Below are 14,088 nucleotides of genomic sequence, written 5' to 3' on the forward strand. Positions count from 1 at the left end.
ACCCATGGCGACAACCGTTAACAGCGACCTGATCATCTACAACGATGAGGCGCAAACCGCATACCTCGAGCGTGTCCAGGACAACCTGGATGTGTTCAACGCATCGTCCAACGGCGCGATGGTGCTGGACAATGAACTGATCGAAGGCGACTTCCGCAAGCGCGCTCTCTACAAGCTGAACGGCTCTCTTGAGCACCGCGACGTCAACTCTGACGGCAAGGTAACTGCCAAGAAGATTTCCGCCGGCGAAGCTGTTGGCGTCAAAGCTCCATGGAAGTACGGCCCGTACCAGACCACCGAAGAGGCGTTCAAGCGCCGCGGTCGTCCGGTCGAGGAATTCTCCCAGATCGTCGGTGCCGACGTTGCTGACGCAACCCTGGAAGGCTTCATCCAGTACGCAACTGCTGGTCTGCGTGCCGCCATCGGCTCCAACGCCGACATGGTGGTTTCGGCCAACATCGAAACCGACGGCAAGAAGACGCTGACCCGTGGCATGCGCAAGTTTGGTGACAAGTTCGGCCGGATTGCGCTGTGGGTCATGCACTCGTCCGCCTACTTCGACATCGTCGACGAAGCCATCACCAACAAGATCTACGAAGAAGCTGGCGTCGTGATCTATGGCGGTTTGCCTGGCACCCTGGGCAAGCCAGTATTGGTGACGGACACCGCGCCGGCGGACGTGATCTTTGGATTGCTGCCAAACGCGGTAACCATCACCGAGTCTCAGGCCCCGGGCTTCCGTTCCTACGAAGTGAACGACGAAGAAAACCTGAGCATCGGCTACCGCGCTGAAGGCACCGTGAACATCGATGTGCTGGGTTACAGCTGGAAAGCCACTACTGGCGGTTCCAACCCAACCCTGGCTGCGGTCGGTTCTGCTGCCAACTGGGTCAAGCACGCAGGCAGCAACAAGGTGACCGCTGGCGTGATGATCACGCTCACTGCAACGCCTCCTGCCACTGGCGGCTAAGCCTCGAACTCAACGAGCGGTCAACTATGGCCGCCCTGGAGAAACACATGGAATTGACTTACAGCAACCAGCTCAACGACTTCGACCCGGAGAAGCGCTACCGCAATCCGGAACACTTCGATAAGCCTGAAGCTGGTGTGACCAGCGTGCTGGTGATTGGCGATTGGCCGAGCGTGGTCGATGCGTATGAAGCGGCCGGTATCGACGTGTCCGTGAAAGAGGCTAAACGGGTGCAAATTGTTGGTGCGGGCAATCAAGCCGAACTGGAAAAGGTGATCGCGGCTTTGCGTGCTGAGCATGGATCGATCCAGATCCTTGCTGACGGCCTGGAAGCTGGCGAAATCCATCGTCCAGAGTCTGGCGAACTGGCGTTGCGCTTGTTTGAAGTGCTGAGCACCATCCATGCTTCGGTTGGAGAGCTGACTACTGAGCGTGACGGCTTGGTCCTGACTGTCGACACGCTGCGCGAACAGGTCGAGACGTTGAGGAAGGACTCGATTACGCCGCCGGCTGATGAGGCCGGTGAAATTACGGCGCTGAAAGCAACGCTTGATGAAGCCAAGGTCCAGTACCGGGCCAACGCCTCGAAAGAGTCCCTGGAAAAGCTCGTAGCTGAGCTGCCCAAGGATTAATACTGCTGGCTGTCGGTGATCCGGCGGCCAATCATCAAACCATCCAGCGAGTTAACGCATGACACTCATCATCGAGGACGGGCAGGGGCTTCCCGACGCCGAAAGCTACGCGAGCGCCGAGGAACTGACCATGTATGCCGTGAAATTCGGCGCGGTCATTCCCGAAGGTGTTCCAGCGCAGGAAGCGTTGCTGCGACGGGCCGCGCTAGCGATGGATGGCATGACCTGGAAAGGGCGCAAGACACACAGCGAGCAGGGGCTGGCCTGGCCGCGCCGGGAAGTGTCGCTGGATCATGAAATTAAGCCGAACAACTACCTTCCTGCGCGGATCCAGTACGGTCAGATGGCCCTGGCCGCCGAGATCCATCAGGACGACATAGACCCAATCGACAAGCGCAAGGGCGCTGTGACGCTAGAGCGCGTCGAAGGAGCGGTAACCCGCGAATACGCGACGATCTCCAACACCAGCGGCCGACTATTGCCGGCGGCGCCGGATCGTCCCAGTGCTACGCAGTTTGCCGACTATCTACAAAAGCGCGTGCTGTTTGCTGTTAGGGCTTAGTCAGTCGTTGGATAATTCATACATGTCCAGAAACGGATACGCATTTCTGATGGCTTGATCCCCATCTTTAATAGTCCTCACAGCCTTATCTAATTTATCGAAAGACACGGGCTGGTCTAAGGGGAAGTCTCGCTCTGCCATTTCCTTAGAAGCTTTGGCGCCAAACCCTGTCTTTTCAAAGGCAGTTTGATAGGAATTTCTCGCCTTGAACTTGTCTTCAAGGCTTTTCCCTGTGCCGCTGGTATTTTCACGAATCTCTCGCGAAGCGCGGTTTAGGTCGTCACTTATTGTTCCGTAATTCATATTTCCTCCTTGGACAATTGAGCATGGCATTCTACGATGATATGGCCGTGATGGCTCTGGAGATGATCACAGAGCTCGGTCAGGCCGTGACTATAAGCAAGACGGAACCCGGTGAGTATGACCCGGAGACGGGCGGCGAAGCGCCAGGCGCTACCGTCGAGCAAATCGCCCAGGGCATCCTGCTCGACTTCACTGGCCAAGAATTCCAAAACAACAGCCTCATCCGGCAGGGCGACAAGAAGCTCAAGATCGCTGCGCAGGGATTGGCCTGGGTGCCGGGTCTGCTGGACAAGGTTGTCGTCCAAGGCCGCACCTGGTCAATCGTGCCCCCGCTGAAAGAGGTCAACCCGGCTGGCACACCGATTTTTTATGAGCTGCAGGTGCGTTCTTGAGCCGGTCATGCACCGGCCAATCCGGCAGCTTCGCCCTGAGCCTGGCCGAGTTCGCCGCCCAGACCAGCGAAGCCATTGACGCCAGCGTGCGCGAGATCATCATCGAGGTCGGTAGCAGCCTGATCCGCATGTCTCCCGTGGGTAACCCGGAGATCTGGGCCGAGAACGCCGTCGCGACTCAGTACAACAAGGCCGTCGACGACCACAACAGCGCGCTGCGGAGCGATCCTGCCAACCTCACAAAGGGTGGCAGGCTGAAGAAGGGCCGTAAGCTCAACGACGGCATGGACGTCAAAGCGCCCGAGGGCTACGTCGGTGGCCGGTTCCGTGCGAATTGGCACATATCGCTGGGCGTAGTCGAGAGCGTCACCTTCGACGAGGTAGACCCGAGCGGCGCCGAAACCACTGCGGCACTGGTTGCTGCGATGAGCGACTTCACCGCCGGCCTGATGGCCTACATCATCAACAATTTGCCCTACGCGATTCCGCTGGAGTTCGGCCATTCGACACAGGCTCCCGGCGGAATGGTCCGGGTAACCGTGGCTCGCTTCCAGCAGATCGTGCAGGAGGCCATCAGGAATAACCAGGTATGAGTCACGCAATCATCGCCTCGATCTACGAGGCCAAGCTCATCGCCTGGAACGCTGCCAGGTCGGAGAAGCTGAAGATCGTCTTCGAGAACACGGCTTACACGCCGGCGGCAGACGAGACGTATCTGCGTGCTTTCACGATTCCGGGCGATACCGCGGGCAACACGCTCGGCGGCGATCACCGGCTGTTCACCGGAGTGTTCCAGGTGAGCATCATCGCGCCGGCCGGTACCGGCAAGGTCAAGACGAATCCAATCGCAGCAGAATTGACCGACCTGTTCCCTCTTTACGCGCGGGACACGAAGGGCGTGGTTACTTCGGTGACCATGTCGCCAGTTGACCAAGGCCCTGGCATCACCGGCGACTCCACCTACACAGTCCCGGTTTCGTTCTCATATAGATCCGATGTTGCCGTTTAATCACGGCTTCAATCAGCTAGGCATTTGGAAATTTTCGCGGCGACTGATTCGAGCGATTTGTGCAGCGCTTCGACATGCATCGTCGCCTCATCTGCCGCATTTAGCTCGTTGTAACCGTATCCAGAGTTAACCAGAATATTCCGAAACGCGTATTCCACCCCATTGCCTTTGTTACTTGCGACAAGTGTGTACTTCGTCAGCGATCTCAGGCTTGTACCCATCACTGTTATGTAATAGCTGCCAGTGCCGGGCATTACCACTCGTTGCTTCGCGAGATCGCTCACGGGCGATATCGAGTCATTCGTTATTTGCTGAACCATGCAAAACTGAATCTGATCTACGGATGCTTTATCAGCATTCCTAAAGCGCATCTCCTGCAAGGTGGGCCAGCCATTCGGGGAGGTGCCAAGTACTATGTCCGGGTTCTGGTAAGCGAGTCGCGTAGGTACGGGCGGGGTACTCGCACACCCGCTTATCGTGCAGATTGCTACAGCGGCGCAGAAAAATTTGAACATTATTCGTCCTTGATCTGGTTAATGGGCCCATCTAAATACTCGTTCAGGGGCGCACATTCAATCTATTGCATCAGAGCTCCACTACGAGCGTTAAACGACCGCCCACTGGGCAACCCCAAAAAACCTGCCATCGAGCGGGTTTTTTCATATCTGCAAAGAGGAAATACCCCATGGGCTACAAAATTCCGGACGGCGGCACCTTCCAGCACGGCGCTACCTATGGCCCGGACATCCCGTTTTCGGCGCTGACCAACGCGGCTGAAGCCGTGGCTACTGTTGTCGGCGGCACGCTGGTAGCCGGTGACATCGTCATTGTCACCTCTGGCTGGACTCGCCTGGGCAACCGCGTTGTGCGCGTGAAGGCTGCCACCGCTACCGCGATTACCCTGGAAGGTGTCGACACCACCGACGTTCAGGTCTATCCGGCGGGCTCTGGCATCGGCTCGCTGAAGAAGGTGCTGACCTGGGTGCAGATTCCACAAATCACCGATGTGAACTTCGCCGGCGGCACCCAGAACTACCTGGACGTGGCGTTCCTGGAAGACAAGCAAGGCCGCCAGATGCCAACCGACAAGGCTGCCGCGAGTCTGGCGCTGACCATTGCTGATGATCCGGCCCAGGCGTTTAACGCCGTCCTGCGCGCAGCTGATGCCAGCCAGACCATTCAGGCCGCGCGCCTCAACCTTCCGGGCAACGACACGCTGTTCTACGGCGCCTTTACCTCGTTTTCCAACCAGCCGGCCGTGTCTCGCAGCAACCTGCTCACTCGTACGGTGAACCTGGCGTTGCAAGGCGAACCGACCCGCTACCTGACGGCGGTGGTGTAACCCATGGCAAAGATCCGCATTGCGCAAAAGCCGACGTTTAAGGCGTTCGTGCTGATTCCGATCGTAGGTGGCGAGCCCGATACGGTCGAATTCACTTTCAAGTACCGGGATCGCATTGAGCTCGCCGCGCTGTTCGATGAGTGGCGCGCAAAGGACAAAGAACTCAGGGCGAGCTTCGGTGAAGACATCACGTTGTCCGATGTCGTCACCGCTGAGACTGAGCACCAGGTGCAGCGCATCAAAGATCTTGTGGCTGGCTGGGCCTTCGATGACAAGTTCGACGAGGAGAGCATTCGGGCACTCGTTAAATCTTGCCAAGGCACGACCGAGGCGGTAGTCGGCACGTATGAAGCAGCCTACGGACAGGCCCGCCTGGGAAACTAACCGAGGCTGCGCGCGCGATGTATGCGCCCGATGCGCCACCGGAGCTGATGGGCCTGTTCGGTCTTTCCCCGGGCGATCTGGAAGAGGTGACGGAGGTCTGGCCATGCAACTGGCCGGCCTTCCTCCTGTTCAACCGTATGTCCACCCAGTGGCGAGCAGGCACCGGCGGCGCAATCGGCCTCGACTACAGCAGCATCCGCGACGTGGCCGGATTCCTCGGCATTAAGAGAAAAAAACTCGCCGAAATCTTCCCTGACCTTCAGGTGCTGGAAGGCGAAGCCCTGCGCGTCATGGCGGAGGAAAGGGAAAACAGCCCGTAACCACGGGCACTTATTCAAGGTGAGTCGATGAACATTGCAGAACTCGGCGTCAAGATCGACTCGGCCGATGCAATCCAGGCGAAAACCAGCCTGGATGAAATGGCGAAGGCCGGCGGCCGGGCTGAGCAGTCCGCCGTTTCGCTGATGAGCGAAATGCAGGCCCTGGAAAAATCGCTGTCCACCAGCGCCAAAACTACCCAGGACCTGGCGAAGCAGCGTGACGCTCTGACCAAGCTGACTAAGACCGGCGCCTATGGCGAGGCCGAAGCGGCGAAGATCTCTGCGCAGCTCGATAAGCAGCAGGTGGCCTTGGTCAAGTCCACCCTGGACGAGCAAAAGGCCCTGAACAGTCTGCTGGGTGCCATCGACCCGGCCCGAGCTGCGCTGGCGAAGCTGGACACCCAGGTCGAGCAGCTTGGCAAGCATCTGGACGAGGGTCGTCTGAGCCAGGACGACTACAACAAGGCTCTCGGCAAGATCGACAAGGACTACGCCAAGCTCGAAAAGACAGCTACCGGTTTCGACAAGCTGCGTCTCGGCACGCGTCAGGCGCAGGAAAACGTCGTACAGCTGGGCAACGCGCTGTCGTCGGGTGACTGGGGGAGCGGTGTTCGTGCCGTGGCTCAATTGGGCGCCGGCGCGGGTGCAGGTGCTGCGGGCCTGCTCGCCATCCTGGCGCCGCTGGCCCTTGCCACCGCCGCTGTAGGCGGCCTGGCCGTCGCCTACTACAGGGGCAGCGAGGAACAGGACCGCTACAACAAATCGCTGATCCTCACCGGAAACTACGTGGGCGTGAGCGCTGGGCAACTCGGCGATATGGCCCGTCAGGTCAGTGCTACCGTGGGCACCACCGGCCAAGCGGCCGCAGTCCTGGCGCTATTGGCCGACAACGGCAAGATCGCAGGTGAGAGTTTCACGGCGATCACCCAAGCCGCTGTGTCGATGCAGGAAGCTACTGGCAAGGCTGTCAGTGAGACGGTTGCCGAGTTCTCCAAACTGGCCGACGACCCGGTCAAGGCGTCTGCTGCGCTGAATGATCAGTACCACTACCTGACGGCGTCGGTTTACTCGCAGATCGCCGCACTGGAAGAGCAGGGCGACCATGCCGGCGCGGTGAAGCTGGCCACCGAGCAGTACGCCGATGCGATCAATGAGCGTACGCCGAAGATTCTGGAAAACCTTAGCTTTTGGGAGCGCGCATACAACGCTGTCGCCAAGGCAGCTGATGGTCTCAAAAACGCCGGGCGGCGTGACATCAATTCGGACATCGAGAATGCCAGGTCGGACCTGCTCGAAGCCCAGAACATGGACGGTTTGTTTCAGAACCAAAAGTCCAAGGATGCACTGATCGAGTTCCGGCAGAACCGCCTGAACATGCTGGAGGACGAGAAAGCCGCCCAGGCCGACATCGCCAAGTGGGAGGGTGAGCAGGCCAAGGCCCAAGGCGCGGCTGTCACGGCAATGACGAAGGTCGACGCATTGACCAAGTCGTCGCTGACCAATGAGCAGAAGCGGACCAAGGAGCTTGAGGACTATAAGCAACAGCTCGACGACATCCGCAAGGTTTCGCCGAACGATCCGCGCCTTGCCCAGGCGACGATCGACAAGAACATCTCCAACATCAACGCTAAATTCAAGGATCCGAAAACACCAGGCTCCCAAGTCAACCTGACCGGCTTTAACGACGCCAAGAACAACCTGGCGTCCATCGCAGCCGACTACAAAAACTACCAGAAGGAACTGGACGCTGCGCAGAAAGCGGGCCTTATCTCCGAGGCCGACTATCTGGTGCGACGCCAGGCCCTGATCGGTAACGAGCGCGACCAAGTTACAGCCGCGTACGAGTCCGAAATTTCCGCACTGGAAGCCGCCAAGGGCAAGAAGACCACCTCGGCCGCGCAAAGCATCCAGTTGGACCAGAAGATCACCGACGCGCGCGCAGGGATGGTCAAGGCGCAGAAGGATGCTGACAGCCAACTTGAAGTGCTGGCCACCAACGAGACCGGGCGACTCGCCAAGCAGGAGCGGGCGATCAGCTCTTACGCGCAGGCGCTGGAACAGCAGCAGCGAGCCCTGGAGCTGGCCGGGCAACGCGCCGTACTGGGCGTCGGCCAGGGTGACCGCCAGAACGCGCTCAACGGGCAGTTGAACAGCCAGCAAGATCGGTTTGCTCAGCAATCGCTGGAACTGGAAAACCAGCGCTCCGACCCGTCGCGGAACATGTCGGATGAAGAGTTTGCCCGCAAGTCGCAAGCTCTCGCAGATGCGAATAAGAAGGCTACCGACCAAATCCGGCAGAACTACGCGGATGTGGAGGCAGCCCAAGGCGACTGGACGAAGGGCGCGACATCGGCCTGGGCCAACTATCTGGATTCAGCGCAGAACGTAGCAGGGCAGACCAAGAGTCTATTCGGCAATGCGTTCAGCTCCATGGAAGATGCAGTAGTGAACTTCGCCACGACTGGTAAGTTCTCGTTCGCTGACTTCACGAAGTCGGTTCTCGCGGACCTGGCGCGCATTGCTACCCGGCAAGCAGCCTCCGGGCTTCTCGGCTCACTTGTAGGGCTCGGTATATCTGCCGCTGGCTCGTACTTTGGCGGCGGGGCTACCACGTCAGCAGGCTCGACCGCGGCAGGGTACAGCCCTGATGTTTTGGCGGGCTGGTCTGGCGTTACCCAGGCCAATGGCGGCGCTTGGTCGGGCGGTGTGCAAATGTTCGCCGACGGGGGAGCCTTCACCAACACCATCGTCAGCAAACCCACCGCATTCGGTATGGCCAACGGCAAAACCGGTGTAATGGGTGAGGCCGGGGAAGAGGCGATTATGCCGCTGAGCCGAACGTCGAGCGGCAAGCTCGGCGTAATAGCAATGGGTGGCGGAGGGGCCGGCAGTACGCAGATCAACGTCGAGGTGCACATCGATGGCGACGGTAACGCCTCATCGAATGCGGATACACCTGGCTATGACCTCTTTGGCAAAGAACTGGCCGCGTTCGTTGAGCAGAAGTACCAGCAGATGCGCAACAAGGACATGGGCCAGGGCGGCGTCATCAACAAAGCAATCAAGGGGCGCTGATGGCAATCGAACGATTTACGTGGGCAACAGAGAAGGGCGCTGAGGGTGAAATAACTCAGCGTGTCCGGACCAAGCAGTTTGGCGACGGATACACCCAGTCGGTGGAGGACGGAATCAACAACCGATCGCAGTCCTGGCCGGTGACCTTTACCGGGCTCAAGCCCCGCATCAAGGACATCATGGCTTTCCTCGATCGACACAAAGGGGCAAAGGGTTTCCTATGGGAGCCACCCCTGGGAGATCTGTGCCTCTACAAGTGCAACGGCTACAAGCCACTGCACCGCGGGGGCCAGGTCTACGCTATCACCGCCACCTTCGAACAAACCTTTCATCCCTGAGACCTACCCATGGCACTGATCACGGACATCCAGAAGCTGGAGCCCGGCGGCGAAATTCGCCTGTTCGAAATTGACGGGACCGAGTACGGCGCGGATTACCTGCGCTTTCACGGCCACGCCATCCCTCACACGCCCGAGGAACTGCTGGCGTATGAAGGCTCGGAAGCGGATCTGCCGGCTAAGTCTATTTGGTGGCAGGGCGCCGAATACGCGGCCTGGCCGGTCCAGATCGAAGGGATTTCTTCCAGTAGCGACGGTACCGCCTCTCGCCCGACGTTCGCCGCCGGCAACATCAACGGTCGCGTCACCGCGCTGTGCCTGGCCTTCGAGGACATGCTCAAGTTCAAGCTGACCGTTCGCGAGACGCTGGCCCAGTACCTGGATGCGGTGAACTTTCCAGAAGGTAACCCAACGGCCGACCCTACCCAAGAGGCGCTGGAGATCTGGTACATCGACCAGAAAACCAGCGAGGACGGTGAAGCCGTGGTCTGGGAGCTGTCCTCCCCGGGCGAGATCGATAACCGCGGGCTGCCTGGCCGGCAAATGACCACTTTTTGTCACTGGGCCATGACCAACGGGTACCGCGGGCCGGACTGCGGCTATACCGGTCCAGCGATGTTTGACGACGAGGACAACCCAACGACAGATCCCGCCCGGGATCAATGCAAGGGTTGCCTATCGTCCTGCAAGCTGCGCTTCGGCGAGAACAACGAACTGTCATTTGGTGGGTTCCCCGCCGTTTCCCTGATTGCCCGGAGCTGACCATGCGCAAGCACATCGTTGCGGCTATCCAAGAGCACGCAGCCTCCGAGCATCCGAAAGAGTGCTGCGGCCTATTGCTGGCCGTCGGCCGGGCGCAGAAGTACCTCCCGTGCCGGAACATCGCCAGGGAGCCGAACGAAGAGTTTCGTCTGGACCCCGAGGACTACGCCGCGGCAGAAGACTTGGGCGAAGTGATCGGCATCGTTCACTCGCACCCGGACGCTACCAGCAGGCCGTCACCGCATGACTTGGCCATGTGCGAGGCTACGGCCTTGCCCTGGCATATCATTTCCTGGCCCGAGGGCGACATGCGCACGATCACGCCAACGGGCAGCACGCCGTTGCTCAAGCGTCCGTTCGTGCACGGCGCTTGGGACTGCTGGCAGGTCTGCGCCGATTGGTATCAGCGCGAGTGGGGATTGGAATTCGAAGCCTTCCAGCGCGCCGATGGCTGGTGGGAGAGGGCGGAAAACCCCAGTCTTTACGAACAGCATTACGAGGCTGCCGGCTTCGTGCGCGTAGACAGTCCTCAGCGCGGTGACATGATCGTTATGCAGGTTGGCCGAACGGTTCACCCGAACCACGCCGGGATCTACCTGGGCACGGATCCTGCGCTACCAGGCGAAGAGTCGGGCACGTTCGGTCCAGGCCCATTCCTGCTGCACCACCTTTACGGGAGGCCTTCCGAGATCATCGTGTTTGGCGGCCCCTGGCATGATCGGACGCGCCTGATCCTCAGGCACAAAGACACTCAGTCAAGATCGCCTAATGAGTAAATGGAAAACCCGTGCTTGGTTAAATGGGTGACTTGCACCGACCCGCCTATATAAACGCGGTCTTGGGTCTTTTTTTCTTCCTGACGTGACTGCGCGCGCATCATTTCAGGCGCGCACGCAGGGTACGAATTGAGGTCGATTCCCGCCTTGTCCATAAGCTCTGGCTTTACCCCGAGCCCATAATCTAAATGCTCGGATTTGAAGTCCGACACTGAACGGTAAGCGAAGCCATGGATTTTTCCAGAGTTGTCGGAAATCCCGAAGTGATAGATCGTTGCAGTCTGATTCTTGAGGGCGGGGGCATGTCGATTCAATTCGCTCCAGAGGGCCTGAAGCTCTTGGGGCGCATGAGCATCGACCGCATCTACATCGAGGGCAAAACCTTGGTTATTCACAAGGCCGATCCATCGACTGAAAAGCAGGGCCGATCCGGTGCCGGCAATGATCATACGGATGTGCGGGATCGAGATAGCTTTGCTGGCGAACCCTGGGGGCGTGTCGACGGAATAATGTAAAAGCGTATCCGTGGCTACGATTGCTTCGTTTTCATCCGTGTAGAACAAGAGCGAGGACATAGGGCCTCCTGGCCAACTTTGAGTTGGCGGAGGCTACTATCGCTCCCGGATTAGCCGCCACTGGCATTCCATACACGCTGGATGCCTGGCCAGGTCGCATATAGTAGGAGGGATTCAATTTCGGGCGAACAGGGGAGACGCGCCTGGGGCGGTTTGAAAATGCTATGGTGAGCGATACAAATTCATTGAAAGGATTCACTGCTAATGCAAAAGCTACCTAGCCTCACCGTCACAGCGGATCAAGTTATTGCCGACTCCTTCCAAGGCAGTATTAGCGTGAAGGGGTGTACGGTCGTTATTAGCGGGTCGCATCAAGGTTCTTTAGCTATTTCTGAAGGGGCTATGGTGGAGGTTTATGGCGCACATCAGGGCTCAACATCTATATCTGGCGGTAGCAAAATGGTGGTTTCTGGCACAAATCTAGGCTCTGTTACCATTTCTTCTGATTCAGAATTGGTAGTTGAGTTTGGCGGTAAACATACCGGATCTGTTGGCAACGAAGGTCGCCTTATCATTCGCGGGACATTTGGAGGCTCAACTAGCGGCTCTGGAGCCCAAACGGTTGAAGAGGGTGGTTACATCAAAGCCCCGCGTATCGAAAATGGCATTCACTACTACGACTTGTGAAGCTGCGCTTCTCGTCCGACGCTGGGCTTTTTGCTTCTGGCCCCTAGTGCTCTACAGTCCCGCCAAACCAACGAGGGAACGACATGCGCATTTCGTCTATATACCTGATGCCAACTCCTCTTGCAGGTCTTTTAGTACGTAATTGAGGTAGTCGTCACGGCACGCTTTAAGCTCTTTTGGAAAGTTTGTATGTATAAACGGCATCACCATCCATCCCTTTTGGTATTCGTTCGCTCGTTTGCTAAAGAACTCCTTTACGCCTACCTGTGAAATTAGCTGGAAAGCTATTTCATATTCCTCTACTGACATAACCGTATAGGGGTAGAGATGCAGTACGTCACGAGAAATGCCTGCTTTGTCTAGGAGTTTTAATACTGACTCCTCCATTCGTTCATGGACATTTGGTGCAAATAAATTCCAGTTGACTAGTGTGACCACTATAGGGAAAAGAGTACGATCGCTAGGCAACCACTTAGTATGACCATTAACAATGTCCTCGAGGTTTTTGTAATTCTGGACGATGAACTTCGCCAAGATATCTATCTCGCTGTACAAAGCGTCGTCATCAAGCTGATAGCGTGCTTTAAGGTTTAATCGTTTTGCCTTACATTCGACAAGAGCGGCTCCCGTCGCGTCATGTATCAATAGGTCAACGCCATGCTTTTCATTTTTGCCTATTTTGTATGGTTTGGGTTTTATTATTTCTATTGTGCGGCATGCTGTTTGATTTGTATTTAATATTTTGCTTACGTCATGTACGTACTGCTCAAAAGCATCACCATATGCCTGCTCGTGACCTTTTATACTCGTGAAGTCAAAAAAGAGGCCCTCTGAGAAGCGATACATCAAGTAAAATGGTATTGGGCATATTACGAGATTTGGAATGGCCTGATTGAAGGCAATCAAAGGCGTGCTGATCAATGGGTTTATGGTATATGACCAGTTTTCGTTATATTCTTGGGTTTTTGCAGTGCGGTGCTTTAGCGCATCAAATCCAAACACTATTTTATCAATAAAGGAGTCACGCTGCTCATCACTAATTCCAAAAGCGGTGTAGTCCTGTTTTGTATTAAAAACATGTTTTGTGAGGAAGTGACCTGATATCGATATTCCTAATGTATAGATTTGTTTGATCGAAAGGGAAGTTCCTCTCTCTATGAAAGACGCGAGATTGGGGGTGCTGTAGATTTTAAAGTGACGGGCGAGCATGAGGCTTGTATTGGTGCGCCACAAAGATTGCTGCTGATATAGGCGCTGCAATTCTTGATAAAGTGTTTTTTCAAGATTGTCTGCGTTTTGAGTCTCTGATATCCGTCTGATATGGTTAATTGCAACTGATAAATGATCGGTGTTGTATAAGTCTTTGATGCGATCATCTTGGGCGTTCAATATGATTTCGCGCGTCAGAATATCCAGTTCCCATGGATGAGCCACCTCCTTGAGCGATGCTAACCCGTGTTTGCCTATACGGGAAAATTGCTGTGGTAATGGCGCGCCCCGCTCAAGATTTCCGAAGAAACTCCATATTTTCACAAGAGAATCGATTCGGTTGAGCTTGGCTACGAAATTACGCATGGGTTTGTATGCGCTGTACATTTTTTCATCCTTAGAAGATGGCTACCTATTTAGTATCGGTGTTTCGAAAGCTCTGCCTTGTCAATTTCGCAAAACTATTTTACTTTTTTTTCTTACATGAGTAATTCCGGTGGACCGTACTATAGTCGGGTAATTTCAGATTGTGGATCAAGAATCCGGAGTAGCATCTGGTCCTGCTCCGCTCGGTTTGCCCTGTAGAGCATGCACCGATCTAGAAGGGTCCTTTCCATGCTCCGCGCCGAGGCAAGGTGCTTGGGATCGACGGAGATTATCGTAGTCTTGCTGCTGCGAGTATCGGTCACTTCCAGCTGTTAGGACCCAATCAAGTCGCCACGCTTGGTGTGGCCCAGGCATTTGAAGATGAGGGTGGATTCTGTCACTTCGGCACCGGTGGTCGTAGTCCTAGGTCTGCATGCGCAAAGCCC

General features: G+C 56.6%; 18 protein-coding genes. 14 read left to right on the forward strand and 4 right to left on the reverse strand.

The window, feature by feature from the left end:
- The first annotated feature begins 4 nt into the window (after positions 1-4).
- From QZR30_RS14535 to QZR30_RS14545, 3 genes are read left to right on the forward strand one after another with little or no spacing between them, the layout of a single operon-like run.
- Complete coding sequence (locus QZR30_RS14535) at positions 5-970, forward strand: major capsid protein (protein ID WP_311903502.1); 966 nt, start codon at positions 5-7, stop codon at positions 968-970.
- A 47-nt stretch (positions 971-1,017) separates the two neighbouring features.
- A complete protein-coding gene (locus QZR30_RS14540) occupies positions 1,018-1,602 on the forward strand; it encodes a hypothetical protein (protein ID WP_311903503.1) in 585 nt (194 codons plus the stop codon).
- A 58-nt stretch (positions 1,603-1,660) separates the two neighbouring features.
- Positions 1,661-2,164: a DnaT-like ssDNA-binding protein gene (locus QZR30_RS14545; RefSeq protein ID WP_311903504.1), complete on the forward strand. Its 504-nt coding sequence runs from the start codon at positions 1,661-1,663 to the stop codon at positions 2,162-2,164.
- Here the strand turns inward: QZR30_RS14545 and QZR30_RS14550 are convergent, their stop codons facing one another.
- Positions 2,165-2,467 (reverse strand): hypothetical protein, encoded by a 303-nt coding sequence (locus tag QZR30_RS14550; protein WP_056847777.1) that lies wholly within the window; start codon positions 2,465-2,467, stop codon positions 2,165-2,167.
- 23 nt (positions 2,468-2,490) lie between these two features.
- Between QZR30_RS14550 and QZR30_RS14555 the strand changes: the two genes are divergently transcribed.
- From QZR30_RS14555 to QZR30_RS14565, 3 genes are read left to right on the forward strand one after another with little or no spacing between them, the layout of a single operon-like run.
- A complete protein-coding gene (locus tag QZR30_RS14555) occupies positions 2,491-2,859 on the forward strand; it encodes a hypothetical protein (protein WP_311903506.1) in 369 nt (122 codons plus the stop codon).
- Positions 2,856-3,452 carry a hypothetical protein gene (locus QZR30_RS14560; RefSeq protein WP_311903507.1) on the forward strand — a complete coding sequence of 199 codons (597 nt, stop codon included), beginning with the start codon at positions 2,856-2,858 and terminating at the stop codon, positions 3,450-3,452. The genes QZR30_RS14555 and QZR30_RS14560 overlap by 4 nt, the downstream gene beginning before the upstream one ends.
- Positions 3,449-3,868 carry a phage tail terminator-like protein gene (locus QZR30_RS14565; protein ID WP_311903508.1) on the forward strand — a complete coding sequence of 140 codons (420 nt, stop codon included), beginning with the start codon at positions 3,449-3,451 and terminating at the stop codon, positions 3,866-3,868. Before QZR30_RS14560 ends, QZR30_RS14565 begins: the two co-directional genes overlap by 4 nt.
- An 8-nt stretch (positions 3,869-3,876) precedes the next feature.
- Here QZR30_RS14565 and QZR30_RS14570 read toward each other — a convergent pair whose 3' ends face one another.
- Positions 3,877-4,383 carry a hypothetical protein gene (locus QZR30_RS14570; protein WP_311903509.1) on the reverse strand — a complete coding sequence of 169 codons (507 nt, stop codon included), beginning with the start codon at positions 4,381-4,383 and terminating at the stop codon, positions 3,877-3,879.
- 170 nt (positions 4,384-4,553) lie between these two features.
- Between QZR30_RS14570 and QZR30_RS14575 the strand changes: the two genes are divergently transcribed.
- The 7 genes from QZR30_RS14575 to QZR30_RS14605 are packed head-to-tail and all read left to right on the forward strand — an operon-like array spanning position 4,554 to position 10,865.
- On the forward strand, positions 4,554-5,210 hold the full coding sequence (locus QZR30_RS14575) for a phage tail protein (RefSeq protein WP_311903510.1): 657 nt from the start codon (positions 4,554-4,556) through the stop codon (positions 5,208-5,210).
- A 3-nt stretch (positions 5,211-5,213) separates the two neighbouring features.
- Complete coding sequence (locus tag QZR30_RS14580; RefSeq protein ID WP_311903511.1) at positions 5,214-5,594, forward strand: phage tail assembly chaperone; 381 nt, start codon at positions 5,214-5,216, stop codon at positions 5,592-5,594.
- 47 nt (positions 5,595-5,641) lie between these two features.
- A complete protein-coding gene (locus tag QZR30_RS14585) occupies positions 5,642-5,914 on the forward strand; it encodes a DUF1799 domain-containing protein (RefSeq protein WP_442967555.1) in 273 nt (90 codons plus the stop codon).
- Positions 5,915-5,941: 27 nt separating this feature from the next.
- Positions 5,942-8,989 (forward strand): phage tail tape measure protein, encoded by a 3,048-nt coding sequence (locus QZR30_RS14590; RefSeq protein ID WP_311903513.1) that lies wholly within the window; start codon positions 5,942-5,944, stop codon positions 8,987-8,989.
- Positions 8,989-9,327, forward strand: a complete 339-nt coding sequence (locus tag QZR30_RS14595; protein ID WP_311903514.1) for a phage tail protein — start codon at positions 8,989-8,991, stop codon at positions 9,325-9,327. The genes QZR30_RS14590 and QZR30_RS14595 overlap by 1 nt, the downstream gene beginning before the upstream one ends.
- A 9-nt stretch (positions 9,328-9,336) precedes the next feature.
- A complete protein-coding gene (locus QZR30_RS14600; RefSeq protein ID WP_311903515.1) occupies positions 9,337-10,089 on the forward strand; it encodes a phage minor tail protein L in 753 nt (250 codons plus the stop codon).
- Between the two features lie 2 nt (positions 10,090-10,091).
- Positions 10,092-10,865 carry a C40 family peptidase gene (locus QZR30_RS14605; RefSeq protein WP_311903516.1) on the forward strand — a complete coding sequence of 258 codons (774 nt, stop codon included), beginning with the start codon at positions 10,092-10,094 and terminating at the stop codon, positions 10,863-10,865.
- On the opposite strand, the gene QZR30_RS14610 is transcribed toward QZR30_RS14605, so the two are convergent.
- Positions 10,841-11,440 carry a hypothetical protein gene (locus QZR30_RS14610; RefSeq protein ID WP_194438104.1) on the reverse strand — a complete coding sequence of 200 codons (600 nt, stop codon included), beginning with the start codon at positions 11,438-11,440 and terminating at the stop codon, positions 10,841-10,843. The two genes, QZR30_RS14605 and QZR30_RS14610, sit on opposite strands and share 25 nt — an antisense overlap.
- A 204-nt stretch (positions 11,441-11,644) precedes the next feature.
- Between QZR30_RS14610 and QZR30_RS14615 the strand changes: the two genes are divergently transcribed.
- A complete protein-coding gene (locus QZR30_RS14615) occupies positions 11,645-12,067 on the forward strand; it encodes a hypothetical protein (RefSeq protein WP_311903518.1) in 423 nt (140 codons plus the stop codon).
- Between the two features lie 96 nt (positions 12,068-12,163).
- On the opposite strand, the gene QZR30_RS14620 is transcribed toward QZR30_RS14615, so the two are convergent.
- On the reverse strand, positions 12,164-13,663 hold the full coding sequence (locus tag QZR30_RS14620; RefSeq protein WP_311903519.1) for a hypothetical protein: 1,500 nt from the start codon (positions 13,661-13,663) through the stop codon (positions 12,164-12,166).
- Positions 13,664-14,088 lie beyond the last annotated feature (425 nt).

The sequence above is a fragment of the Pseudomonas sp. rhizo25 genome (assembly GCF_031931935.1).
GTDB classification, from domain to species: domain Bacteria; phylum Pseudomonadota; class Gammaproteobacteria; order Pseudomonadales; family Pseudomonadaceae; genus Aquipseudomonas; species Aquipseudomonas synxantha.